Below are 24,681 nucleotides of genomic sequence, written 5' to 3'. Positions count from 1 at the left end.
AATCCTACGGCATGAAAAAAAGAGGTAACAATAAAATTTCTACGTTCCCAAGGATTTACCCATAGTAAAAAGTTTACGGCTTTTTGTAGAAACTCCTGTTCCATATTAACAGGAATATATGGATAAAATTTATTAACTTTTGATATTATAGTATCATTGAGCAGTAAAAAAGTCAATAATTAAAATTATATATCATATATTGTTCGTATCATATCGAACAATATCATATTATAAAAAATAATTAATACGATATTATTCTCATTATATAAATAAGAATTTATCAAAATTTTATTAAAAAATACTTAAATATTATAAAAAGCTGTATCTATCATTTTCTATTAATAGTTTACAGCTTCCTGATCATAATTCTATATTTTTCAATACATAAAAATATAGAATTTAAACACTATTTATTTTTTAAGATTTCTGCGATGGCTGCTATGTTCCCTAAACTTGAAATAGCCTCATTAGGAAGTATAAGCTTATTAGCAGGATTCTTTGCCATCTCTTGGAGAGCCTCTATCTGTTTTAATGCTATTACTGTTTCATTAGTTCCGGATTCAATTATGGCAGCATTAACTTTTCTTATAGCTTCTGACTGAGCATTAGCTATAGCTTCTATAGCTTTAGCTTTTCCCTCAGCTTCCAATAGTTGAGATTCCTTTAATCCTTCTGCTTTTCTTATATTAGCTTCTTTCTCAGCTTCAGCAGTTAAAATTTTTGCTTGCTTTTCTCCTTCAGCTTTTGCTATATCCGACTGTTTCTCTCCTTCAGCCTGAAGTATTACAGCTCTTTTATCTCTTTCAGCTTTCATCTGCTTTTCCATAGCCTCTTGTATTTCCTTAGGTGGTATTATATTCTTTATTTCTACAGATAATATTTTTATTCCATAAGCGTCAGTAACTTCATCAATTATTTCAAGGAGCCTCATGTTTATTCTATCTCTTCCAGATAGTACTTCATCCAAGGTCATATCTCCTACTATGTTTCTCATATTTGTGATAGTAGAATATACTATACCACTTTTATAATTTTCAATATTATATACAGCATCTTTAGCGTTCATAACTTTGAAGAATATAACGTTATCAATAGATATTTTTACATTATCCTTAGTTATAACATTTTGAGGATCTATCTCTAGTATCTGTTGCTTAGTTGAAACTCGTCTTCTTACATAATCAGCAAAAGGTATTACAAAATGCCATCCTGGTTCTAAGATTTTATAAAATTGCCCTACTCTTTCTAATACATAAACGTATCCCGTATTAACCACTTTTATGGAAGATGATAATACGATTAATATCACAATTAATACAATAAGCCCTATAAACCATCCCATATAAATCCATCCTTCCTACATTTTTTTAACAATAATTTTATTGCCTTCTATATTAGTTATTTTAATTCGTTCACCTTTTTTTATATTCTCTCCTTCGTTTTTTACTGTCCAATATATTCCGTCTATTTTTATTATAGCTTTTTCATTAATGTCCTTATCCGCATTTAATTCTCTTCCTACATACCCTTGCTCTGTAGTAATAGTTTTTTTAACAGTTTTCTTTATAGTATCTTTAATTAAAGGGTAACCTACAGCCATAAGCAAAGTACTAGTTGCAATAAATATTATTAATTGTATAGCAAAAGAACACCCTAGTTTGTTAGAAATTATAGCTAGTACAGCGCCTGCTGAAAACCATATAAAAAGCAGAGCACTTGTTATAAGATCGGCTATAAAAGCTAATATAGCTACTACTATCCATAGTACAAGATAATAATTCATCATACCTCCCCCTAATAACTGATTGTATTAATTTAATTATACTACATATATTTAACTTTTTATATTCGTTTTCATTGTAAAGAATATAAATCATTAATAGCAATTCTTATCATAATTCTAGAAAATGTGTTCTGTACGTTGTTAAAGTAATAAGAAAAATGTATAATTTATAAATAAGAATTTAATTTAAAGTAACTATGCAAATTTTATATGCTGTTAGTTTATTTATTATGAAATTAAGACAGGATGTGAATATATGAATTATATTAGAGTTGGAACGGCTTGCCCTTTAGTAAAGGTAGCGAATATTTCTTACAATGTTATTCAAATTAAAGAATGCGTAGATAAAGCATTTTTATATGGAACAAAATTTTTAGTTTTTCCAGAACTATCAATAACTGCTTATACTTGTGCTGACCTTTTTTTACAAGAAACGTTAATTACAGAGTCAATCAATGCCTTAAAGGATTTGTGTGAATATAGTATAGATAAGGATATGCTAATTGTTGTAGGTGCTCCCATAGTGTTTAGAGATAGCTTATATAATTGTGCTGTATGCATATTTGAAGGTAAAATTTTAGGTATAGTTCCTAAAAGTTTTATACCAAACTATACTGAATTCTATGAAAAAAGATGGTTTTCTGAGGGAATTAACATTGTTAATGAAATAATAGAGCTTCCATTTCAAGGAAACATACCTTTTGGAATTAATACAATATTTAGTTCTGGTTTATATAAATTTGCAGTGGAAATATGCGAAGATTTATGGGTTACAATACCACCAAGCTCATATTCTACTTTAGCGGGTGCTAATATAGTTGCAAATTTATCTGCATCTAACGAGCTAGTAAGTAAATCTGATTATAGAAAAAACCTTGTTAATTCACAAAGCGCAAGATGCCTTTGTGCATATTTATATTCCTCCAGCGGAGTAATGGAATCAACTACTGATTTAGTTTTTAGCGGTCATATGCTTATAGCGGAAAATGGATTGCTATTACAGGAGAATGAACGATTTCAAAGAGAAAGTCAAATCCTAACCTGTTTAATTGACATTGATAAATTGAAAGCTGAAAGAATAAAAAATACTAGTTTTTCTGCTCAAAATAAAATGGAGAAATCTAAGTTTAATGAAGTTAAATTTGCATTCAAGGATATTTCTAATATTAACTTCGATAGATTTGTTGACAGGACTCCTTTTGTGCCCATGGATAAAAATAAAAGAATAGAAAGGTGTAAAGAAATTTTTAATATCCAGACTGCAGGACTAGCCAAAAGATTGCTTCATACTGGTATGAAAAAGGCAGTAATAGGTATATCTGGCGGATTAGATTCTACCCTGGCTCTTTTGGTTATAATAAAAACTTTCGATATGCTGTGCATAGATAAAGAAAATATATATGCTATAACTATGCCTGGATTTGGAACCACTGATAGAACTTATAATAATGCTGTATCTCTTTGCAAAATGCTGGATACGTCTTTTAAAGAAATAAATATTATAGATGCTTCGCTGCAGCATTTTAAGGATATAGAACATGATGTTAATGTTCACGATGTTACATATGAGAATGTTCAAGCTAGAGAAAGAACTCAAATTCTTATGGATATAGCAAATAAAGTTGGAGGCCTCGTAGTTGGAACTGGTGATTTATCTGAAATTGCTTTAGGATGGAGCACTTATAATGGGGATCATATGTCTATGTACAGTGTAAATTGTTCTATTCCTAAAACTCTTGTAAGATATCTAGTAAGCTATGTGGCTGAATTTGAGATGGATGATAACGTAGCTAGTATCCTTAGAGATATTTTAGATACACCTGTAAGTCCAGAATTGCTGCCTAAAAGCAGTGATAATAAAATCGTTCAAAAGACTGAAGACATAGTTGGACCATATGAATTACATGATTTCTTTCTATACTATTTCATAAAGCTAGGAGCATCTCCTGACAAAATTTTATTATTAGCTAATTCAGCTTTTAGAAACATTTATGATAGTGATACCATAAAAAAATGGTTAAAAAAATTTCTCCAAAGATTTTTTACTCAACAATTTAAACGTTCCGCAATTCCAGATGGGCCTAAAGTAGGAACTATAAGTTTATCTCCAAGAGGAGATTGGAGAATGCCTTCAGATGCTGATTTTAACGAATGGATGAAATACATATTATAGGGAGTGATGTTATTTGGAAATTAAGGGATTAAGAAACAGTTCTACAATAAAATCTGACGAAAAGAGAAATATCAGTTCAAAAAAAGATTTTTCTCAAAGTTTTAGTTTTGCACGTGAAAGAAAAAGTGAAGAAGAATTAAAAAAAATGCTTAAAGACATAAAAAAGAAAGGCGAAAGATTAATAATTTCTAAGACTTACATAGATGTTAAAAATTACAAAAACCTTGTTAAAGAGTATTTAAATTCTGTGCTTAACTATATGTATGATTTGAAGAAAGATATTAGTTTTTGGCAAACACAGTATTTTATTACAGTGGATACGATCGATAAAAAATTAGAAGAATTGACACAAATGTTTTTACAAGATGAAAAAGATACTATAAAAATAGCAAGTACTGTTGATGAAATTACAGGCTTAGTTGTTGATATATATAAGTAAATTTTAAAAGCTGCTTAAAATCAGCTATTAAGCAGCTCTTTATTATATATTTAAGTTTTCAATCATGATTTCTACAGCTTTAGTAAAATAAGTTTCTTCCAATTCTCCAAATCGTTTAAATTCAGGGCTATCTATATCAAGTACACCAAAAAGTTTTCCGTTCTTTGTTATAGGAATTACGATTTCTGAATTTGATGCACTGTCACAAGCTATGTGACCATCAAATTTGTGTACATCATCTACAACTTGAATCATATTATTTAAAGCTGCTGTTCCGCATACACCTTCTCCTAATTTTATCCTGCAGCATGCTGCTAATCCCTGAAAAGGTCCTAATACAAGTTCATCATCTTTTAATAGATAGAATCCTGCCCAATTAACTCTATCTATAGCGCTTTTTATTATAGCAGATATGTTACTCAAATTTGCAATGATGTCATCTTCTGTTTTTAGCTGTCCTTCTATTAATAAATTCATGTATCTATATTTTTCTTCATCAGTCATACTATTAATTATATCTGAGTTAATCAATTTAACACTTCCTTTATAAGTATCTTTATCTTTTTATTCTAAATATATTAAAATTCATAGGAATACCCTATGAATTCATGAATTTATTTCTTTTTTACTCTATTAGGTTTAGCTTTAGGTTTAATTTTTATTTCTTTCTTTTTAGTTTTTTTATTGTAAAATGTTATGTCTACAAACCAAAACACTAAAATTAAAGTTACAATAAGATGTATTATTGATAAAAATCCACTTGTTTTAAAAATTACTCCTAAAATATACACTAGCAGCGTGCAGATTAAGATTATCCACTTATTAACATTTAATTTATCAAGAACAAATAGTTTTAATAAATTAAAAGCAGCCCAGCTGAAAATCATTATAATTAACATTTCTAATATTAATATTATCAAATCTAATCCCCCTCTCTAATACTATATTTTATATTAATTTTCGAATTTAGTAAATTCATTTTTGCATTTAACTTTATAAATTAATTATCATCTATTACTGTTAAAATAAAAATTTTTCTTATTTTTCTTATTTTTTTTATATTTTTTTATTAATTTATCAGTTTTTTCTGTTATAATTAATGAGTAAGTATTTCAATTTTTACTTTAGTACATATTTATAAAGAGGTGAGCTTATGAGTTTATACTCCAATCCGCAATTGGATGAATTAGATTATCAAATATTAGAAATACTAATAAAAGATTCCAGAACACCATATTTAGAAATAGCAAGAATGTGTCATGTCAGCGGTGGTACTATACATGTTAGAATGAAAAAAATGGAAGATATGGGTATAATAAAAGGTACTAAATTATTATTAGATACATCTAAGCTAGGATATGATGTATGTTGTTTCGTTGGTATCTATTTGGACAAATCCTCTTCTTTTTCTTATGTTTTAGAAGAACTAAAAAAGATAAAAGAAATAGTTGAATTACATTATACTACTGGTAAATATTCTATTTTTATAAAAGTAATTTGCAAGAGCATATCTCACTTACAAGATTTGTTAATGAATAGAGTACATGTAATTAATGGTATTCAAAGAACTGATACTTTCATTTCCCTATCTCAGCCAGTAGATAGAAATATACAATTTTAAAAAATAAAAAGAGATTATATAATCTCTTTTTATTTTTATATAACTTTTGTTTCTATAGTATTTATAAATCTTTCAAGACAATAAATTTGATTGGTTTTAATATAGTATTCAGTTAATATAACAATGTAATTAAGTTTATGTTTATCATCTTTTTTATCATTAATCATTTCTTCGATTTGCAAAGAATATTTTTGAAACTGTTTTATGTTGCTTGGCTTTAATATTTTAAATATTTTTTGATAAGAAGTTATCTTATTATTTTCTTCATCATCAATATTGCTATTAGCTATAGAAAATTCATAATAAGGTATAGAATATTCTTCAATTTTATTTTCCCAATAATCTTCAGCTAGAGTAAGTGCTATTTTAGCCTTCGATTTTCCCAAACTGCTAGATAATAAATTTATACAAAAGCTTATATTTAACTTTGCTTCTTCTATATTTCCAACTAATATATTTATTATGGACATATGATGATATATTATATATTTATCTTGTATATCTAAATTTAATATTTTCTTATATATTTTCATAGCATCAATATATTTATTTTCTTTAATAAAAATTTCGGCTTTAAATAAGTAAAAGTCACTTTTTACTAAAGCAGAAAAACTTTTATTCTTAATAATATTATCTATGATTTTAGCAGCCTCTGTATACTTTTTGTTTTGTATAAGTGCATATGTATATTCGTAATTACAAATATTAATAAGATTTTGATTAGAACATTTATTAACATAATCATATTTTAAATTTTCTAGCAATGTTTCCGCTTTTTCGCTTTTTTCAAGCTTATTATAGCATCTAGCAATATAAATAATTGAGATTGATGTATTTTGCCTATCCTGCATAAATGAAAAATAATGTTCAGCCTTTTTATAACATTCTAAAGCATCTTCGTAAGATTCATTTGAAAAATAATTATCACCTGTGATGATTTTTATTTCCGCCATAATATCAAACATATTATCATTTTTGGCAGATTCATATATTCTATTTAATTTTTGAAAATCTTTTTCAATTAACGCTTCATTTATTTCCTCTTTATATTTATTTACCATTTCATATTTATTATCTGATAAAATATCCTTTAAACTTAAATTTAATTCTATCCCCTTCTGAGCTGCTATATTATTTAGACTATCAGCTAGTATTACAGCACTTACTGTAGTTAACTGTATTTTGCCGCTTTCTATAAGGCTAATCATGCTGTGAGACATTCTAGTTCCAGCAAGTTCTTTTTGTGAAATTTTAAGCATAGTTCTATAATTTTTAATTATTGCTCCATTATTAAATTGATTCAAATTGCTCCCCCCCGATATTAGCAGAAAACTTTTGACAATTTAATTTTACAGCATTTTCTTTCAAAAAATTTAGCGTTTTATGATTAAATATCATCAATTTATGACATATTTTAGATAATTAAACCCTACTATACCACTTATTTAATAATTCTTTGGTATATTTATTAGATAAATAACACATTTCGCCATTTAACATTACTACTTTTTTAAATTCTTTATCTATATAATTAATTTTATTTAAATTTATTAGAAATGATCTATGACATCTAAAAAAATTATTATCAAGTTTTTTTTCTATCTCCTTTATCGTGCCATAGTATTCTATTTGTTTTTTTTCTAAATGTATATTTATTTTATGTATTTTTTCGGATGTCTCAAAAAATAATATATCTTCTTTTTTTATTTTAATTATTCTGCTCCCGCAATTTATATGAATAAAATCGTTGACATCTTCATTTTTAATAGCATTATTTAATTTAATTATTTCATTTATACAATCTGTTATACCGTCTCTTATTTTTAAAAAATCATCCTTAATTATGTAATCTAACGCTGCAATTTTATATTTAAATGTTAATGAGGTCATTTCAGAGTGAGTTGTAATAAAAATTATATGCCCATTCCTATCTTTATTACGTATTTCTTTAGCTAAATGAAATCCGTCAATATCGTCTCCTAATTCTATATCTAAAAAATATATGGCATCACTTAAATTGTTCATATCAACATATTTAAGTACATCCTTTGGATGAGATGTGCTTAATCCTATCTTCATATTATCATAACCAGATATAGTATCTGACACAATATTATATATTTCTTCCCTTTGGCTACTTAAATCTTCACATATAATAATTTCAATCATTTGCAGAATCCTCCTATTGATAATATTTTTGTAGGCACAATAAATATTACACTAATGATGGCAAAATAAGCACTAATAATTTTATATATTTAGCAGATAATAATTATAAAATCTAAGACAAAGGAGAGATCATTATGAAAACTTTAGATGCTATAGCACTTTTACTAGTAGTTATAGGTGCTGTTAACTGGGGTTTAATTGGATTCTTTCAATTTAACTTAGTATCAGCTTTATTTGGTGATATGACTACACTCAGTCGAATAATTTACGCTCTTGTAGGTATAGCTGGTTTATATTCAATTTCTTTCTTTGCAAGAGAAAACAATTTTGCAGAGGATAGATAATCACAGATGGCCGCAATATTTAACCTATTGTGGCCTTTATTAACAAAATACTAACAATCATTCGTTCGCTTGTCAATGCTTTCATTCTCTTCTTATATTTCTTTATTTTCTATCCTATTTTCTTATAAAATTATATTTCATAAATCATAATTTGTATAATGAAAAAAGTTTCTTATTATATATATATCCTTATTAAATATAGCTTTTATTGACAATTAAATTTTTATGATATAATATAAATGTGTTATATTATTAATGATAATTTACTTGTATTTAACCTCCTCTTTTAGGAGGTTTTTTATTCAAAGATATAGGAGTGAAAGTTATGTCAGAAAATAAAGTTAGAACTAGATTTGCACCAAGCCCTACAGGATATATGCATGTAGGAAATCTTAGAACAGCCCTATATGCTTATCTTATTGCTAAACATGATAATGGTGATTTTTTATTAAGAATTGAAGACACTGATCAAGAAAGATTTGTAGAAGGTGCACTAGATGTTATTTATAAAACGCTTGAACAAACTGGATTAAAACACGATGAAGGACCAGATATCGGAGGTCCTGTTGGCCCTTATGTTCAAAGTGCAAGAAAAGCTATTTATCTCGAGCATGCTAAAAAATTAATTGAAAAAGGAGAAGCATATTATTGTTTCTGTTCTAAAGAAAGACTTGATATGCTTAGAACTAATTCTGAAGCGCTAAAGCGTCCATTTAAGTACGACAAGCACTGCATGAATCTTTCTAAAGAAGAAATAGAAGAAAACTTAAAAAAAGGCATACCATATGTTATTAGACAAAATAATCCTACTGAAGGAACTACAACTTTTGATGACGTTATATATGGAAAGATAATTGTAGATAACTCTGAACTAGAGGATATGATTTTAATAAAATCTGATGGACTACCAACATATAATTTTGCAAATGTTGTAGATGACCACCTTATGGGAATAACCCATGTAGTAAGAGGAAGTGAATATTTATCTTCGGCACCTAAATATAATAGGCTTTATGAAGCATTTGGATGGGAAGTGCCTGTTTATGTTCATTGTCCGCCTATAATGAAAGATGCACACCAAAAGCTAAGTAAGAGGAATGGAGATGCTTCATTTGAAGATCTTATAAATAAAGGTTATCTTAAGGAAGCTGTTCTTAATTATATAGCCTTGCTTGGATGGAACCCGGGTACTACTGATGAAATATTTTCTCTTGAGGAACTATGTAAGGTATTTAACTATAAAAATATAAATAAATCTCCAGCAATATTCGATTCAGTTAAATTAAGATGGATGAACAGCGAATACATAAGAAAATTATCTATTGAAGAATTTCATTCATTTGCCCTACCTTACTACAAAAGTGTAATAAAGAAGGATAATATTGACCTCTTTAAAATAACAGAATTGTTACATACAAGAAGTGAAGTTTTTAGTGATATACCTGAACAGATTGACTTCTTCGAAGCTTTACCTGAATACGATAATGAAATGTATGTGCACAAGAAAATGAAGACTACATTAGAAAATTCAAAGACCGCATTAGAGGCAGCTTACCCAATATTAGAAAAGTTAGATGAATGGACTGTTGATAAAATACATGATAGCATTATGAATCTAATATCAGAACTTGGAATAAAAAATGGTCAAATGTTATGGCCAATAAGAACTGCCCTTTCAGGGAAACAATTTACCCCTGGTGGAGCCTTTGAGCTTGCAGATATTTTAGGTAAAGAAGAATCTTTAAGTAGATTAAAAATTGGTATAAATAAATTATCATAAAAAACAAAGGTTGAGATGATTCAACCTTTGTTTTTTACTGATATTCTAGCATTGACAAGCCTAATAGATTATGCTACTATTTTAATGAAAATGATTTTCATTGCTGAGGTGGATATGAATATTTTACAATTACAAATTGGAAAAACTGCTCATGTAGAAGAAATTTTGTGTGATGAGCTATTAACCAAAAGGCTCCTTTCATTAGGCTGCATAAAAGGAACCGAAATTAAAATTATAAGCATTGCTCCTTTAGGCGATCCTGTAATAATTAATTTTAGAGGCAACAATCTAGCTATTAGAAAGGCTGATGCAGAAAAAATATATATACATAGCGAACTTGATTAGCAAATTCACTTATTTATGGTAACTTATATATTAGGGAGGACACAATGATAACTGTAGCACTAATAGGAAATCCAAATGTAGGTAAATCTACCCTTTTTAATTCTTTGACTGGCTCAAATCAATATGTTGGCAATTGGGCTGGTGTAACGGTAGAAAAAAAAGAAGGTTTTTTGAATAATGATATAAAAATTGTAGATTTGCCTGGTATTTACGCCATGGATACCTACTCTAATGAAGAGAAAGTATCTAAACAATTTTTGACTGACGAAAAAGTGGACATTATACTTAATATCATAGATGCATCAAATTTAAGTAGAAATTTATATCTGACTATGCAGTTAAAAGAATTTCATATTCCTATGATTCTATTGGTAAATATGATAGATACAGCAGAAGCTAAGGGTATGGTAATAAATTATGAAGAACTAGAAGCTAAATTCAATATAAAGGTGTTGCCAATAGCAGCTTCTAAAAATGTAGGAATTGATACACTTTTAAATGCGTTATCAAATAAGAATTTTTTGCCGCAAATAGACAATAATGACTATCATTTACAAAGCGAAGATGATATCTATAATTTCATAGAATCAAATCTAAATTATATACTAGTAAATAAAAATAAATCTAGAATAACTGTTACTGAAAAATTAGATAAATTATTTCTAAATAAATTTTTGGCATATCCACTATTTATATTTTGCCTGTTTTTTATATTTGAAATTACATTCAGTTGGATAGGTCAACCTTTAGCAGATTTATTAGACAGCTTACTTAATGACAAATTAATACCGTTTTTGACTAATGCTCTGTCTGGTTCTAGCAATTGGTTCAGCTCATTAATCATCAATGGTGTAATTAGCGGTGTAGGATCAATCATAGTTTTTTTACCAATTATTTTGGTTTTATTTCTTTGTATATCTTTTCTTGAAGATAGCGGATACATGGCTAGAGGTGCATTCATTATGGATAAGCTTATGAGAAAAATGGGATTATCAGGTAAAGCTTTTATTCCATTAATAATAGGATTTGGATGTTCAGTGCCAGCTATAATGTCTGCTAGAACTCTTGAAAGCGAGAAGGACAGAAAATTAACCGCACTGATTGTTCCACTTATGTCCTGTAATGCTAGATTGCCTGTTTATGCTCTTTTTGCTTCAGTTTTTTTCCCTAAAAGACAAGCTTTAATAATAGGTTCTCTTTATCTTTTAGGAGTGGTGATGGCATTTATTATATCTATAATTTTTAAGAATACATTATTAAAGAAAGATGAAGAGCCATTTTTAATGGAACTTCCAGAATATAAGCTCCCAGAACTAAGAAATTTGATGATTCACACTTGGGATAAAGGTAAGGGATTTTTAAGAAAAGCTGGTACAATTATTTTTTCTATATCCGTATTAATTTGGATTTTATCTAATTTTAATTTTCATGGCTTAACAAATATGAATAGTAGCTTTTTAGCTTCCATAGGAAGATTCATAACTCCAATTTTTACTCCATTGGGTTTTTCTAGTTGGCAGGCTTCGGTCTCATTAATTTCTGGTATTATGGCAAAAGAAGTTGTTATAGGAACCATGGGAGTAATTTATGGCAGCAATTTATCTACTATACTTCCTAATACATTTACAGCTATATCAGCTTATAGCTTCCTTGTTTTTGTGCTGCTGTACACTCCATGTGTATCTGCCATGGCCACTTTAAAAAAGGAATATGGTTATAAATGGATGTGTATATCCATAGCCTATCAATTATCACTGGCATGGCTAGTTTCCTTTTTAGTGTATAATATCTTAACAGTAATATTTTAGAATATATCAATGGAGGTAATCCTATGGAAATTCTAGTAACAGTGATTATAATACTTTTAGCTGCAGTAATATTTTATAAGAATATAAAAAAGAGTGCTAAAGGTCAGTGTAATTGTGGTAATTGTTCATCAAAGTGCAATAAATATAAGATAAAAAGATAAAAATTAGCATTAAACAATTAGTTGTTTAATGCTAATTTTTATTTTACAACAGATTAATTCCTATAAGTTTCATTGAAGTATCCAATATAATCAAAGATGTACTGATTAATTTTATAACTTCATTTGAATAATCATCTTTACAAATAATATATAATTTTTCTGCAAGTTTAATAGCAAAATCTACTATAAAGAATGGATTAATATTTTCAGCACTTTTTTGAATAACAGTATGGAATTTATATATATGTTTTATAATATTATAATATCTTTCCTCCTGAATTAGGGATAATTCACACTTATTATCAATACGATCAATTTTATTTTTTAAATATGTATATATTTTCTGTATAAAAATATAGTTCTTATTATTATAATCCGTCATGTAATCTATATCAAAATATATAAATCTATCGTTTAAAAAATATAAACAGTTAAATATAAATGAATTTTTACAAATAGTATCAATATCATTAATACTGACGTCGATATACTTAATTCTAATTTTACTTTTTAATATGACAAAAAAGTCGTTACCATTATCTTTTGATCCTTGAGCTTTAAACTTAAATTTTCCAATAAGTAAGCTATTTAGTTTAATATTAGTATTTTTATTATATAAGCAAGCTTCTAACTTTTTTAGGTGATCTGAATTTTTTCTAGGAACAATATTTATCAATTTGTAATCATTGTACAGTTTTTCAATATATTTAATTTGAAGATAATCTACTGATTTGTTAAAAATAAGTTTATCATTTATACACAATACTATAGGTGATAGATTATATTCCTCTAAAGGTATTATTAGAGCTGTACCTTTTTTTACTTCTATTTGCCTGCATTTTATTTTCAATTCATTTATTATGCTAATTAATTCTTTATTATGTGCATTTAAATAGGTACACTTGTATTTTTTGTTAAATAGAAAATCTTCATAGTAAGAGTTAATTTCATAATCATAAACACTAAAAAGCTGCTCGCATTCATAACCACTAAAATTCATAGTTCTATAAATAGCTTCTGATATTACTAAGTTTAATTTGTTATTTATAAAATTAGATTTTTTATAAAAGTTTAAGCTTGAATTAATTAATATTTTCTTTCCTGTTTTCAAAGGCTTATAATCTTTATATCTTGCTAATTTATTTAAAGTATATTCAGCTAAGATATCTTTTTTTATATAAATATTAATATGACTTCCTACACATTCTACTCTTTCAAGTTCTACAGCTTTTAGATTTGCCTTTATTTTTTCTGCAAGCAAATTTGGGGCTTGATTAATCTTTTTAGCAATTAAATGACATGGCAAAGTATAGTCACCAAAAATAGGATTTTCGGTTTCCTCTATTACATCTTCAACATTCATATCAATTATATTATAAATCTTTTGTGAGATAATTTCTTTAAAATACAAAATAACACTTCCATAATAAAATAGCATTATAAAACCCACTCACCTAATCCATAGGTGATGGGTTTTTTTATTATATATGAGCTTCTTGAAGAACCTTCTTCAAAGTAGAACTTGATTCTTTTAATTTTAAAAATTCCTCTTCCGCTAGCGGAACTTCTAGAATTTTAGATACTCCATCTATTCCTACTATGCTTGGAACTCCTATATAAATATCCTCTATTCCATATTGCCCTTCCATAAGAGTTGATACTGTCAGAATTGATTTTTCATCTCTTAAAATAGCTTCCACTATACGTTTTACAGCTAGAGCCACCGCATAGTAAGTAGCTCCCTTCTTTTGAATAACATCATAAGCAGCATTTTTTACATCATTATAAATATTATATTTGAATTTTCCATCGCATTTTCCACAAGCCTTTTGGCAGAATTCTTCCACATTCATGCCCGCAATATTTGTAAGACTCCAGGTAGCTATTTCAGAATCTCCATGTTCACCCATTATATAAGTATGAATATTTCTAGCATCTACATCAAAATGTTCGCTTAATAGATATCTAAATCTTGAAGTATCTAATACAGTTCCTGATCCAATAACTCTTTCTTTAGGAAAGCCAGAAAGCTTATAGGTTATATAGGAAAGTATATCAACTGGATTAGACACTACTAATAAAATTGAATTTGGGCTATATTTAACTACTTCTGGAACTATGGCTTTAAAAACTTTTAAGTTTTTACCTATCATATCTAGTCTGCTTTCCCCAGGTTTTTGCCCCACTCCTGCAGTTATTATTACAATATCTGAATCTTTGGTGTCAGAGTAATCACCTGATATTACATCTACTGGATTCACAAAGGGTACCCCATGAGATAAATCCATTGCTTCTCCTTCCGCCTTTTCTTTATTTATATCTACTATGACTATATTAGATGCTAAACCACCCATCATAAGAGCAAAAGCTGATGTTGATCCGACAAAACCTGCTCCGATTATAGAAATTTTTGTTCCCATATTTTTCATAACAACACTCCCTTTTATTAAATATATGTAATCCTCTAGTAATATTATACATTAATTAATAACGATTATCAATACCGTTTCTTTCCCATATTGATCCTAAAAATAACATTAATATAGCAGCTATTAAAACCTCTATAGAAATAATTAACCATACACTCCTTATACTTATATATATTAATGCTATTCCCATCATAAAAGGTCCCAGGGAAAAACCTGCTCCAAGCATTATTTGCATGTACCCATTAACTCTTCCTCGATGAGATGGAGGTGTCACTGTGGTAATAAAAGTTGAATTGTTTATTGTTACCATCATTTCTCCAAAGGTCATTATGAGAACAGTAATAAAGAATGTATGCAAGCTTTTAGCTTCAATTAATACACCAAAAGCTATTGAATAAAGAATTCCACCTAAAGATATTACTTTAAGAATATTTAGCTTATATGTAAGTTTTGTAACTAAGGGTGTAAATATTAATATTAATATTCCATTAAATCCTGCTATTATGCCATAATAATAGGCTCCTTTGTCTTTAAATAATTCGGTTAACTGAAGCGGCATAGTATATCCCCATTGGGAATAAGCGAATTGATAGCAAAATAGCAACGCAGAAAATACAGCCACAATAGGGGTATTTTTTAAAAAAAATATTAGACTTTTGTCTTTGTAATTAGCATCTTTATGTAGTTGGGTTGAATTTTTAAATGTCTTAGGTTCTTTTACAAATATAGTTATTAATGCTACCGATAAGAATGTGCTAGTAGCATCTATTATAAATACTAATGATAAATGATTTTTGAAAAGAAATCCTCCTAGCACTGGTGCTATTGCAAATCCAAAATTATGTCCCATAAAAAGAAGAGAATATGTTTTTTTTCTGTTGCTATTATCAGTCATATCTGCAGCTAGAGCATCATAAGCCGGCATTGAGGCAGCCAATAGAGATGCACCAAGTATTAGTAAATATACCATAATAATTGATGGTTTTATAACACCGCATCCTAAATACACGCATGCTGCTAATGTATGAAAAATTATTATTATTTTTTTCCTTCCAACAATGTCAACCATTTTTCCGCCAATTATTAATCCAGGAACATAGCTTACGCTTAATATTAATAAGTATATGCCAGCTTCTGTTTTGCTAAGTCCCACTTTCTCTGTAAGTATAAGTGTTAATAAAGGTAATACAAAATTCCCCATGCTATTTATGGTTTTTGATATAGCTAAGGTATAAATTTCTTTTGTTAATCCCAGATATTTATTAAAACTTTTGAACATAATTATCTCCAATTCTAATTTATGTATAATTTTATTATTAAAAAAACAAATTACCGTAACTTTTGATTTATATAGTGAAAGATACCACATTAGTTATTTATATCATTGAATAAAAATTTAAATATTGCTAAAGCTATATTTGTACTACAAAGGAGGTGAATTACTATGGCAAAAAGCAATAAAGCACTTATTCCAGAAGCAAAGCAAGGTCTAAAAAAGTTTAAAATGGAAGCCGCTAATGAAGTAGGCGTTCATTTAAATGAAGGCTATAATGGTAACTTAACTTCTAGAGAAAACGGAAGCGTTGGTGGCCAAATGACCAAAAAGATGGTTGAAGCTTTCGAAAAAAATATAAAGTAAACTTATTTACCTTTATATAAATGGTAGAAAATTCAAGTAATAAAGGCCTATCTTAGTTCACATAGATTGGTCTTTATTGCTTATTATTTATAAATAAAATTATACAGCATTGCCGAAAAAATTTAAAGAAATTTATTCATTGCAAATTTTTAGTTGAATTTTTTATAAATATAAAATATCATATAGGTATAAATTCTTAAAATATAACTCTTATAGAAAAGGTAATTTTATGTGCAAAATATTAACTGATGAATTAATTGATATATATGAAAAAGAAAAAAGCAATAGCTGTTTAGACGTATTTTCTATTCTTGTTGAGTCGTTAGCCAAGCTGTCAATGGTTAAATGGCTTAAGTGCAGCGAAAGCACCTACCATATAGGTAAACTAAATTATATTGCTAACAGCAAGAAAGCTAATGAAAAAATAACAGAAGAATTTTTCGATAATCTTATAACAACTTGCAAAATTTCTAATTATAATCATGATGATAGCTATATTGGCACCAAATTTAAAAGCTATATGTTAAATTTTTGCAAGCAAACTGGTTTTTTTAATTATCCTATCAGTCCTAATTATCCATATGATTTTATAAGATCTACTACATTGTTTATTAACAAGGCAAGAGAATTTGATTGTACTATAAGATCTAATGAAATCTCGCAAGCATTAAGAAATGTATGGACTATGAATTTATTACAAACCGTTTTTTCATTGAAGCTTGAAATTACCCCATCTGTATTTAGTTACAGTCTATTATACCCATATACAGATAATCTATTAGACAAAAAATCCATATCGTATGAACATAAAATTAAGTTTTGTAGCAGCATTAAAAATAGATTGATGGGAAAATTTGTACTTTCATCAAGTGAACATGAGGCAAAAGTATTTAATCTTATTGAAAACATAGAACTGGAATTTCCAAGATGTAATAATAATGCATTATATAAGAGCTTGCATAGCATAAATCTTCATCAAGCTAAAAGCATAGATAACCAAAGAAATATTTATAATCAAAACAATAAACAAATATTATTAAACACAATAAAAAAAGGTGGTACATCTGTATTAAGCGATGGCTTTTTATTAAAAAGCAATATTAGCTTACAAGATATTATTTTTTCTTTTTCTTTTGGGGTTTTACTGCAACTTTTAGATGATTTTCAAGATATTAAAATTGATAAGACTAATTCGCATAAAACTATATTCAGCCACCCTGAACAGTGTACAAACTTAGACAAATTAGCATGTAAATTGATAAACTACATAGATGAGGTGCTCTCTATTTTAGATTACTATAATTCCCCTTATATAAGTAATATAAAAAAAACTATAAAAGAAAATTGCTTGCTTACTATTTTTTTCACAGTTGCGAGAAACAAAAAACTTTTTACTAAAGAATTCAATAATAATTTAGAAAAATATTACCCTTTTACAACTATTTATATGAAAAATTTCAATAAAAAAATTTCATATAAATATAAAAAAGTTTCAAAAGTATCTCATGCAAATTTAATTGATATCTTAGAATTATTAAGCTAAAGATTTTATACTTTGTATACCTTATGTTTATTAGATTTCATGAAGTCATAAGGTATACACTTTTTATTTAGCTTCTAATTAACAATACTAATCTATTTTTTCTCCATTATGATTTTCAAATTGCGGTGGAGATTTTTTGTCTCTTTTCTCTACTCTGTCAACAGGTCTAATTCCGTCATGCTTCCCACTTTTTTTATGTTTCTCACCTCTATACATTGTCATATTAATCATCTCCTAATAATTTATAAAACTATATAAATTATTTTTTTCACTTAAATATAAAAATATACTAAAAAAATAGAGCCAGATTTAACTAACTCTATTTTTATAAAATTTTATTTATTAGGAACATCATTAATACTTGAGAGCATATGCTGCCAACTATCTACATATTCATCTAAAGCCCACTCGGCCATTATTATATGTTCATCATTCTTTAAATTTATTTGGGATAGAGGATTACTATCTAATCCGCCATTGACGATCTTAAACACCTCAATTTCAGATTGATTAACTATTATAGCTAATTGATTATTGGGAGATGTAAATATATCTATTGCATCTGGAACTCTTTCTAAGACCTTATTCCAGCTAATGCTTAATTCATCATATCTTACCATATTAGCTGGCGGTATTAGATTCATATCATATGACCAAAAATTATCTCTGGATTTATCATAGACTCTTCCTTGCATTATCCAATGACCATTCTTTCTAACTAATACAAAATCTTCTTCATTTGGCTTTGTATCTGATTTAAGTTGAGAATTATTAGAAACCATTGCATTATAGGACGTTTCCATATTTTCTTTACCGCTTTGTCCTAAAATATCAGAAATTTTCAATCCTTTTTTAGTTGTTAAGCTATCTATTGGCAACACTCTAACTCCATTTGTATACTCAAGAAAAATATAATCATTTCCAACATAAGATATAATATCATTTGTTATATTTGTATTGATTGAATTATATTCTATATTATTATTTTTATAAGATTCTATACGGCTTGCAAATATATTTCTCTTATTTCCTACCTCTTTTAGCCCTACCACCCAGAAGCCTTTATTTCTAGGTACTAAAAGATTTTTACATTCTATTGAATCAGCTATAGCATCATTCTTATAACTAATCCATATAGTTCTATAACTAGAATCTCCAGATCTTATACCAAGCAATATACCAGAGCTTCCTTTAGAAGTTTTATCCATGTCATTTTTTTTCTGAACTCCATTTTCCTGAATTTTTATATTTTTTATATCAAATCCATCATCCTTTTTTAAGTAATATAAAGTATTGTTACCATACATTAAAATATTTTTATTATCTATAGTTATAAATTCATACAATAATCTGTCATCAGTGGATAGAGAAAGAATTCCATTACTATTAGTCTTTAAATTTATGAAGTCTGAATTAACTTTATAATTATATAGCATGTATTGATAGACATTTACATCTTTATATTTGTAGTTAACATTATTATATTTCTGATCTTTTATAATAACCATTTGATTGGTGAAATAAAGATGATCATCAATTTTAAGAGAGGCATCTATATTTTCATCAACTTTTTTTATATTTGTCACTTTCCAAGTTCCTTGTATAGCTATTTCTTTAACTTGCGGAGATTTAATTTTTGCAAAGCTATATTCGTTGATGCCATCGCATCCTGTTAAAAGACTTAATAATAAACATAAAAACGCATAAAAAAATACAACAACTCTATTTCTTCTCATATTAATAAGCTCCTCTATATTAAAGGAATATCTACAATAACATTGGTACCTTTATTCAGTTCACTTGTAATTGTTAGATTACCACCATGCAGGTTTACTATTTCCTCACAAATGCTGAGTCCAATACCATTACTCGATTTACTGCTTTTACCTTTATAAAACTTCTCTTTAACTTTAGGAAGTTCTTCTTGACTTATCCCACAACCAGTATCACGAACCTCTATAAAAAGTTCTTTTTCTTTTACAAAACATAACAAAGACACCTCTCCGCCATTTTCTGTAAATTTAAAAGCATTATCTAGAATATTAATTAATACCTGTTTTATTCTATTTTTATCTATAGAAACACTAATATCAGCATCACATTGAACAATAAATTTTATTCCTTCACGCTGAGCTCTTGGACTCATATATTTTTCAATCATGCAAATTAAGTCTTTTATAACTATATCTTCTCTTCTTAGAACTATCCTACCTGATACAAATTTTGAGAAATCAAGTAATTCCTCCACCATAGCTGTTAAACGTTCAGTTTCTTTTTCAATTATGGTCAATCCGTCTTTAAGAACATCTTCTTCTCTAGAATCATCTGAATTGAGAGTTATTGCCCATCCTTTTATTATAGTTAATGGGGTCCTAAGTTCATGAGACATAGATGAAACGAATTCATTTTTTAATTGGTCTTTTTTAATTATTTCTTCAGCCATATAATTAAGAGTGTCTGAAAGCTTTCCAATTTCATCATCATTTTTCTTTACACTCCTAGTTTCAAACTTACCTTTAGCTATTTTTTCTGCTGCCCTAGTAACTTCCTTTAAAGGTTCAACTATAGAATCAGCTAGGAAAATACTCACTATTCCAACTATAATGATAACTAATATTCCTATGGTTAAAAACAGTATAGATACTTTTATAACTTGATTATTAACATCTGAAAGAGATGAAACAAATCTTATTATACCTATGATTTTATTATTTGCTTTAAGTGGAGTTGCTACAGCCATAACTTTCCCATTATAATAGTCTACATTGCCAGTCCACACTCCCAACTGTCCTTTAGTAGCTTTGTTAAAATCAGTAGTGCTCAATTTATCTTTATGCACAACGCCCAATGAATCCATTAGTATATTGCCATTTAAATCTACCAATTGAACCTGTGCATCCGTTTGTTTCCAGAAAACATCTATATTGTTGGATACAAGATCTTCCATACTGCGATTAGAAAAATATTTAGTATAAAATTGCGAAGAAACTTCTATTTGATTTGTCAAAATAGATTGTATATTATTATAATAGTAATACCTGACAATGTTTATCAAAAATATTTCAAGTATAAGCACAGTTACTATAATTATAAGCATAAAATTAAACGTAAGCTTATTTCTAATACTTTTCATCTTTTCTCCTTAAATATTCCATCTATATCCTGTACCCCAGACAGTTTCTATGTATTTTGGCCTTGATGAATTATCCTCAACCTTACTTCTCAATCTTCTTATATTAACATCGACTATCTTAGAATCACCAATATAGTTATATCCCCATATAAGATTTAATAATTCATCCCTTGTAAACGCTTTGCCAGGATTTTTAACAAAAACTGTTATTAAGGCATATTCTGTGGGAGTTAATTCTAATTCATTATCATTTTTAAATACTTTTTTAGAGTAAATATCAATCTTAAAAGGATTCATTTCGATTATATTTTCGTCCTTATCTTCTGTCTCCATTCTCCTTATTATGGCTTTTATTCTTAGAACCAGTTCTGTAGGATTAAATGGTTTAACCATATAATCATCTGCTCCCATTTCTAACCCAACAATTTTATCCATATCTTGACTTTTAGCAGTAAGAATTATTATTCCAATTTTAGCATACTTACTTCTAAGAGTGCTGCAGACTTGATAGCCATCGATTCCAGGAAGCATCAAATCTACAATTGCAATATCAGGTTTTTCTATGTCTGCTAATTTAAGACCTTTTTCTCCATCCTCTGATTCAATCACGGTAAAATTATTTCTAACCAAATTTATTTTTATAAATCCTCTTATAGCGCTTTCGTCTTCTATTATAATAATCTTTTTTCCCATGGTAAAACCCCTTTATAATTTTTATGACGACAAATTTATTATAACAATTAATAATTAATTTGTTACATATATAAATAATCTGGGTTTAAGTCTATACATAAAATGTATTTATGACCTTCAACATTCTTAAAGACGCAAGACATTGTTATACATAAATTACCGCTAGCTAGCGATATGTAAGGTTCCGTAATGTATTTGCTTAATTTCATATTTCTAAGGAAGAAGTAATACTTCTTCAATGAGTGATCCTCACCTTTCTTTGCAGGTTGAAATATGAGCCCTTTATGTTTTGAAAAACTTGCGAATTGAGTTATAGTATCTGTAACTTGAATTCCAGATGGATCTAAAATATATAGACATTCAAAAACTTGATACTTGTTTATTATTTCTAACAATTGAAAATCAAACCGTCTTTCTTCATACTGTGAAATTTCCTCTAGGACTTCTTTAGTAATTTCAGCATATTCTCTATGTTTCTTTTTCTGAATACTGATTTTTTCTGAAAGATATTTTGAATAATGATTAGCCAGTTTTCTTACAGGAACATTATAATTTTTTAATTGAACAGGATCTATATCTTCAGGTTTGGCAAAATAATAACCTTGCAATAAATCAGCACCTAGTTCAATAGCTTTAATAGCTTCTTCCTCGCATTCAATACCTTCTGCAACAACTAAGGCACCCAAATTCTTTGACAGACTTACTAATGATTTAAATACTTCTTGTTTATAATAATCACTATGCATATCATTTACAATAGCCCTATCAATTTTTATAATATCAGGCTTTGCTATAGAAATTCTATCCAAGTTAGAATTTCCTGAGCCAACGTCATCTAATGCTATCAGAAATCCATATGCCCTGTAATTTTGTATGAATTTTCTTAAAAGTTCATTATCTATAACTTTTGATTCTACTATTTCCAATACAATATTTTCTGATTTTAAATTATATTTATTAATTAAATTAACTATAAAATCTTCTTCAAGTATGTCTTCAGTTATTGCTGAACCATCTATATTGACAAAAAGGAGTAATTCCTTATTCTTTTGATAATATTTCTCGAAATTTTCCATAACTTTTTCTCTGCACAATCTATCGAGAGATACCCTCTCTTTTGAGTCAGCAGCACATTCAAATAAGTCTAATGGAGGGATTAATTCTCCATTCAATATTCCTCTGCTAAGACCTTCAAGCCCTATTATAGATTTACGAATTATAGAGACAAGAGGCTGATAATGTACTTCTATATTTTTATTTTTTATAATACCTCTAAGTTTTTCTATATCAATACTAGACATAACATCATCCTCCACAAAACTTACTTTTTTATATAGATTTACTAGCAATTAAATTGCAAATTATATTATTTAAAGCTACAATAATCAATATATCATGTTTTTAATTATAGTCCCTTATTATTAGTTATGTAAATACTCTAAATGTAACTTATATAATTTATCTTTAAATTAATGTATTAAATGTAATGATATTACGTTTACAATAGAATCCTACAATTTGCATTTCCCAGATTTCTATATACCTTTCTGTTCTTTAATTTAGATTGACGTTTCATAAATCATATTTACAGACATGCATTCATAAACTAATATAGTTAAAATTTATTTTAAATTTTATAGAAGTATTTAGAAAAATAATGTAAAATATATTATTGTACAGGCAAACATAAAGGAGAGATATAATGGAAAATAATAAATTCATTATTAAGAGTTCTTTTAAAGGTATTTCAGGAGATTTTATAAGGAATGTAATAATCTTGGCTATTAATCTTTTTATTTTTTTAATTTGTAGTGCCCTAAGATCTTCTATATACTCAAAATATTCAATAGATTCTTTTATCTCTTATGTAACATCATTAGATAATATACTTGTAGTCGTAGAACTTTCAGTTATATATCTTGTTTACATTATATTAGTAATAGTATCATTTTCAACATTCATACAATCTATTGGATTATTTTATGAAATAAAAAGAACTGTCATATTTGACAGAAATTCTAATAAAATCGTAGTAAAATCCTTTTACTTCCCTTTCAATCGAAGTATTGACGAAAATAAATTCAACGATATCATAGGAATAACTATTTCTCAAAACTTCTTTCAAAGAATTTTTGGTACAGGCAATTTATGCGTAGAATATATTGTAAATGAATCATCAGCTCCACAAATTAAATATTTGGAAATACCTTATACTTACCTTCCCTTTCAGCAAAAAAACAAATTATTGCAATAAAAAATACCCGTTTTTACGGGTATTTTTTTATCATGTGTATAAATTATCGAAGACTTGTAACTTTACAAATTAGTAATTAATAAAAGTGCAGCTCAGTTATTGCAAACCTAATTAGCATCTTGGTCTACACAAACAGAAAAATATAGCTATTAATATTAATATCCACACTCCACTACCAAAGCCACAGTTTCCCAAAAAGCCTGCATTAGGAAAAAAGCCTATATTAGGTGTAGCACATTGATTTTGACAACAGCATGGATCACAGCATGGATCACAACACGGATCGCAACAGCAATTCCTATGATGGTGGCTCATACTAAAACCTCCTTTTTAACTTAAGTAGCATATATCCTAATCTAATATATAC

The 24,681-nt window shown here is 27.7% G+C and carries 25 protein-coding genes and 1 riboswitch; of the genes, 11 read left to right on the top strand and 14 right to left on the bottom strand.

Going from position 1 to position 24,681, the window contains the following annotated elements; translation table 11 throughout:
* Nucleotides 1–42: 42 nt before the first annotated feature.
* Nucleotides 43–142, bottom strand: a riboswitch (purine riboswitch).
* Between the two features lie 264 nt (nucleotides 143–406).
* Together IAI10_RS06765 and IAI10_RS06760 are read right to left on the bottom strand one after the other, a co-directional pair.
* Entirely contained in the window at nucleotides 407–1,342 is a 936-nt protein-coding gene (locus tag IAI10_RS06765; protein ID WP_315672533.1) for an SPFH domain-containing protein, read from the bottom strand.
* A 15-nt stretch (nucleotides 1,343–1,357) separates the two neighbouring features.
* Nucleotides 1,358–1,783 carry an NfeD family protein gene (locus IAI10_RS06760; protein ID WP_315672532.1) on the bottom strand — a complete coding sequence of 142 codons (426 nt, stop codon included), beginning with the start codon at nucleotides 1,781–1,783 and terminating at the stop codon, nucleotides 1,358–1,360.
* A gap of 256 nt (nucleotides 1,784–2,039) precedes the next feature.
* Between IAI10_RS06760 and IAI10_RS06755 the strand changes: the two genes are divergently transcribed.
* Together IAI10_RS06755 and IAI10_RS06750 are read left to right on the top strand one after the other, a co-directional pair.
* Nucleotides 2,040–3,956 (top strand): NAD(+) synthase, encoded by a 1,917-nt coding sequence (locus IAI10_RS06755; protein ID WP_315672531.1) that lies wholly within the window; start codon nucleotides 2,040–2,042, stop codon nucleotides 3,954–3,956.
* A gap of 13 nt (nucleotides 3,957–3,969) precedes the next feature.
* Nucleotides 3,970–4,395 (top strand): YaaR family protein, encoded by a 426-nt coding sequence (locus IAI10_RS06750; RefSeq protein ID WP_315672530.1) that lies wholly within the window; start codon nucleotides 3,970–3,972, stop codon nucleotides 4,393–4,395.
* 42 nt (nucleotides 4,396–4,437) lie between these two features.
* Here IAI10_RS06750 and IAI10_RS06745 read toward each other — a convergent pair whose 3' ends face one another.
* The gene (locus IAI10_RS06745) at nucleotides 4,438–4,899 is read right to left on the bottom strand and encodes a GAF domain-containing protein (RefSeq protein WP_315672680.1); all 462 of its coding nucleotides are present in this window, start codon (nucleotides 4,897–4,899) and stop codon (nucleotides 4,438–4,440) included.
* A gap of 110 nt (nucleotides 4,900–5,009) precedes the next feature.
* The gene (locus tag IAI10_RS06740; RefSeq protein ID WP_315672529.1) at nucleotides 5,010–5,315 is read right to left on the bottom strand and encodes a hypothetical protein; all 306 of its coding nucleotides are present in this window, start codon (nucleotides 5,313–5,315) and stop codon (nucleotides 5,010–5,012) included.
* A 233-nt stretch (nucleotides 5,316–5,548) separates the two neighbouring features.
* Between IAI10_RS06740 and IAI10_RS06735 the strand changes: the two genes are divergently transcribed.
* Nucleotides 5,549–6,016, top strand: coding sequence for an Lrp/AsnC ligand binding domain-containing protein (locus tag IAI10_RS06735; protein ID WP_315672528.1), 468 nt, complete (start codon nucleotides 5,549–5,551; stop codon nucleotides 6,014–6,016).
* 35 nt (nucleotides 6,017–6,051) lie between these two features.
* Here the strand turns inward: IAI10_RS06735 and IAI10_RS06730 are convergent, their stop codons facing one another.
* Together IAI10_RS06730 and IAI10_RS06725 are read right to left on the bottom strand one after the other, a co-directional pair.
* Nucleotides 6,052–7,320, bottom strand: coding sequence for a helix-turn-helix transcriptional regulator (locus IAI10_RS06730; RefSeq protein ID WP_315672527.1), 1,269 nt, complete (start codon nucleotides 7,318–7,320; stop codon nucleotides 6,052–6,054).
* A gap of 118 nt (nucleotides 7,321–7,438) precedes the next feature.
* Nucleotides 7,439–8,185 (bottom strand): LytTR family DNA-binding domain-containing protein, encoded by a 747-nt coding sequence (locus IAI10_RS06725; RefSeq protein WP_315672526.1) that lies wholly within the window; start codon nucleotides 8,183–8,185, stop codon nucleotides 7,439–7,441.
* Nucleotides 8,186–8,319: 134 nt separating this feature from the next.
* On the opposite strand from IAI10_RS06725, the gene IAI10_RS06720 reads away from it, so the two are divergent.
* From IAI10_RS06720 to IAI10_RS06700, 5 genes are all read left to right on the top strand, one after another.
* A complete protein-coding gene (locus IAI10_RS06720) occupies nucleotides 8,320–8,529 on the top strand; it encodes a DUF378 domain-containing protein (RefSeq protein WP_315672525.1) in 210 nt (69 codons plus the stop codon).
* Between the two features lie 325 nt (nucleotides 8,530–8,854).
* Complete coding sequence (gene gltX, locus IAI10_RS06715) at nucleotides 8,855–10,309, top strand: glutamate--tRNA ligase (RefSeq protein WP_315672524.1); 1,455 nt, start codon at nucleotides 8,855–8,857, stop codon at nucleotides 10,307–10,309.
* A gap of 114 nt (nucleotides 10,310–10,423) precedes the next feature.
* Nucleotides 10,424–10,654 (top strand): ferrous iron transport protein A, encoded by a 231-nt coding sequence (locus IAI10_RS06710; protein WP_315672523.1) that lies wholly within the window; start codon nucleotides 10,424–10,426, stop codon nucleotides 10,652–10,654.
* Nucleotides 10,655–10,698: 44 nt separating this feature from the next.
* Nucleotides 10,699–12,462: a ferrous iron transport protein B gene (feoB, locus tag IAI10_RS06705; protein WP_315672522.1), complete on the top strand. Its 1,764-nt coding sequence runs from the start codon at nucleotides 10,699–10,701 to the stop codon at nucleotides 12,460–12,462.
* Between the two features lie 23 nt (nucleotides 12,463–12,485).
* Complete coding sequence (locus IAI10_RS06700) at nucleotides 12,486–12,623, top strand: FeoB-associated Cys-rich membrane protein (protein ID WP_315672521.1); 138 nt, start codon at nucleotides 12,486–12,488, stop codon at nucleotides 12,621–12,623.
* Nucleotides 12,624–12,666: 43 nt separating this feature from the next.
* On the opposite strand, the gene IAI10_RS06695 is transcribed toward IAI10_RS06700, so the two are convergent.
* The 3 genes from IAI10_RS06695 to IAI10_RS06685 form a co-directional block, all read right to left on the bottom strand.
* Nucleotides 12,667–14,034 (bottom strand): hypothetical protein, encoded by a 1,368-nt coding sequence (locus IAI10_RS06695; RefSeq protein ID WP_315672520.1) that lies wholly within the window; start codon nucleotides 14,032–14,034, stop codon nucleotides 12,667–12,669.
* 70 nt (nucleotides 14,035–14,104) lie between these two features.
* Nucleotides 14,105–15,052 carry an L-lactate dehydrogenase gene (locus tag IAI10_RS06690; protein WP_396334351.1) on the bottom strand — a complete coding sequence of 316 codons (948 nt, stop codon included), beginning with the start codon at nucleotides 15,050–15,052 and terminating at the stop codon, nucleotides 14,105–14,107.
* Between the two features lie 55 nt (nucleotides 15,053–15,107).
* The gene (locus IAI10_RS06685; RefSeq protein ID WP_315672519.1) at nucleotides 15,108–16,331 is read right to left on the bottom strand and encodes an MFS transporter; all 1,224 of its coding nucleotides are present in this window, start codon (nucleotides 16,329–16,331) and stop codon (nucleotides 15,108–15,110) included.
* A 165-nt stretch (nucleotides 16,332–16,496) separates the two neighbouring features.
* Between IAI10_RS06685 and IAI10_RS06680 the strand changes: the two genes are divergently transcribed.
* Nucleotides 16,497–16,691 (top strand): alpha/beta-type small acid-soluble spore protein, encoded by a 195-nt coding sequence (locus tag IAI10_RS06680; RefSeq protein ID WP_315672518.1) that lies wholly within the window; start codon nucleotides 16,497–16,499, stop codon nucleotides 16,689–16,691.
* A gap of 229 nt (nucleotides 16,692–16,920) precedes the next feature.
* Entirely contained in the window at nucleotides 16,921–18,234 is a 1,314-nt protein-coding gene (locus IAI10_RS06675; protein WP_315672517.1) for a hypothetical protein, read from the top strand.
* A gap of 87 nt (nucleotides 18,235–18,321) precedes the next feature.
* On the opposite strand, the gene IAI10_RS06670 is transcribed toward IAI10_RS06675, so the two are convergent.
* The 5 genes from IAI10_RS06670 to IAI10_RS06650 all read right to left on the bottom strand — a co-directional run bounded on the left by IAI10_RS06670 (nucleotide 18,322) and on the right by IAI10_RS06650 (nucleotide 23,361).
* Nucleotides 18,322–18,456 (bottom strand): hypothetical protein, encoded by a 135-nt coding sequence (locus IAI10_RS06670; RefSeq protein ID WP_315672516.1) that lies wholly within the window; start codon nucleotides 18,454–18,456, stop codon nucleotides 18,322–18,324.
* A gap of 113 nt (nucleotides 18,457–18,569) precedes the next feature.
* Nucleotides 18,570–19,970: a hypothetical protein gene (locus IAI10_RS06665; protein ID WP_315672515.1), complete on the bottom strand. Its 1,401-nt coding sequence runs from the start codon at nucleotides 19,968–19,970 to the stop codon at nucleotides 18,570–18,572.
* A gap of 14 nt (nucleotides 19,971–19,984) precedes the next feature.
* Nucleotides 19,985–21,367, bottom strand: a complete 1,383-nt coding sequence (locus tag IAI10_RS06660; RefSeq protein WP_315672514.1) for a HAMP domain-containing sensor histidine kinase — start codon at nucleotides 21,365–21,367, stop codon at nucleotides 19,985–19,987.
* 9 nt (nucleotides 21,368–21,376) lie between these two features.
* Entirely contained in the window at nucleotides 21,377–22,060 is a 684-nt protein-coding gene (locus IAI10_RS06655; RefSeq protein ID WP_315672513.1) for a response regulator transcription factor, read from the bottom strand.
* A gap of 62 nt (nucleotides 22,061–22,122) precedes the next feature.
* Entirely contained in the window at nucleotides 22,123–23,361 is a 1,239-nt protein-coding gene (locus tag IAI10_RS06650; RefSeq protein WP_315672512.1) for an EAL domain-containing protein, read from the bottom strand.
* 401 nt (nucleotides 23,362–23,762) lie between these two features.
* Between IAI10_RS06650 and IAI10_RS06645 the strand changes: the two genes are divergently transcribed.
* Complete coding sequence (locus IAI10_RS06645; RefSeq protein WP_315672511.1) at nucleotides 23,763–24,314, top strand: PH domain-containing protein; 552 nt, start codon at nucleotides 23,763–23,765, stop codon at nucleotides 24,312–24,314.
* Nucleotides 24,315–24,681 lie beyond the last annotated feature (367 nt).

It is taken from the genome of Clostridium sp. 19966 (genome assembly GCF_032335695.1).
GTDB lineage: Bacteria > Bacillota > Clostridia > Clostridiales > Clostridiaceae > JACTOJ01.
Note: the sequence above shows the minus strand (reverse complement) of the source record. Positions and strands in the feature narration are given on the sequence as shown.

Bases quoted from the DNA above. Each gene is read 5' to 3' on its own strand.
- IAI10_RS06765 (WP_315672533.1), bottom strand. From the start codon at position 1,342: ATGGGATGGTTTATAGGGCTTATTGTATTAATTGTGATATTAATCGTA.
- IAI10_RS06760 (WP_315672532.1), bottom strand. From the start codon at position 1,783: ATGAATTATTATCTTGTACTATGGATAGTAGTAGCTATATTAGCTTTT.
- IAI10_RS06755 (WP_315672531.1), top strand. From the start codon at position 2,040: ATGAATTATATTAGAGTTGGAACGGCTTGCCCTTTAGTAAAGGTAGCG.
- IAI10_RS06745 (WP_315672680.1), bottom strand. From the start codon at position 4,899: ATGACTGATGAAGAAAAATATAGATACATGAATTTATTAATAGAAGGA.
- IAI10_RS06735 (WP_315672528.1), top strand. From the start codon at position 5,549: ATGAGTTTATACTCCAATCCGCAATTGGATGAATTAGATTATCAAATA.
- IAI10_RS06725 (WP_315672526.1), bottom strand. From the start codon at position 8,185: ATGATTGAAATTATTATATGTGAAGATTTAAGTAGCCAAAGGGAAGAA.
- IAI10_RS06720 (WP_315672525.1), top strand. From the start codon at position 8,320: ATGAAAACTTTAGATGCTATAGCACTTTTACTAGTAGTTATAGGTGCT.
- gltX (WP_315672524.1), top strand. From the start codon at position 8,855: ATGTCAGAAAATAAAGTTAGAACTAGATTTGCACCAAGCCCTACAGGA.
- IAI10_RS06710 (WP_315672523.1), top strand. From the start codon at position 10,424: ATGAATATTTTACAATTACAAATTGGAAAAACTGCTCATGTAGAAGAA.
- feoB (WP_315672522.1), top strand. From the start codon at position 10,699: ATGATAACTGTAGCACTAATAGGAAATCCAAATGTAGGTAAATCTACC.
- IAI10_RS06700 (WP_315672521.1), top strand. From the start codon at position 12,486: ATGGAAATTCTAGTAACAGTGATTATAATACTTTTAGCTGCAGTAATA.
- IAI10_RS06690 (WP_396334351.1), bottom strand. From the start codon at position 15,052: ATGAAAAATATGGGAACAAAAATTTCTATAATCGGAGCAGGTTTTGTC.
- IAI10_RS06685 (WP_315672519.1), bottom strand. From the start codon at position 16,331: ATGTTCAAAAGTTTTAATAAATATCTGGGATTAACAAAAGAAATTTAT.
- IAI10_RS06680 (WP_315672518.1), top strand. From the start codon at position 16,497: ATGGCAAAAAGCAATAAAGCACTTATTCCAGAAGCAAAGCAAGGTCTA.
- IAI10_RS06675 (WP_315672517.1), top strand. From the start codon at position 16,921: ATGTGCAAAATATTAACTGATGAATTAATTGATATATATGAAAAAGAA.
- IAI10_RS06670 (WP_315672516.1), bottom strand. From the start codon at position 18,456: ATGACAATGTATAGAGGTGAGAAACATAAAAAAAGTGGGAAGCATGAC.
- IAI10_RS06665 (WP_315672515.1), bottom strand. From the start codon at position 19,970: ATGAGAAGAAATAGAGTTGTTGTATTTTTTTATGCGTTTTTATGTTTA.
- IAI10_RS06660 (WP_315672514.1), bottom strand. From the start codon at position 21,367: ATGAAAAGTATTAGAAATAAGCTTACGTTTAATTTTATGCTTATAATT.
- IAI10_RS06655 (WP_315672513.1), bottom strand. From the start codon at position 22,060: ATGGGAAAAAAGATTATTATAATAGAAGACGAAAGCGCTATAAGAGGA.
- IAI10_RS06650 (WP_315672512.1), bottom strand. From the start codon at position 23,361: ATGTCTAGTATTGATATAGAAAAACTTAGAGGTATTATAAAAAATAAA.
- IAI10_RS06645 (WP_315672511.1), top strand. From the start codon at position 23,763: ATGGAAAATAATAAATTCATTATTAAGAGTTCTTTTAAAGGTATTTCA.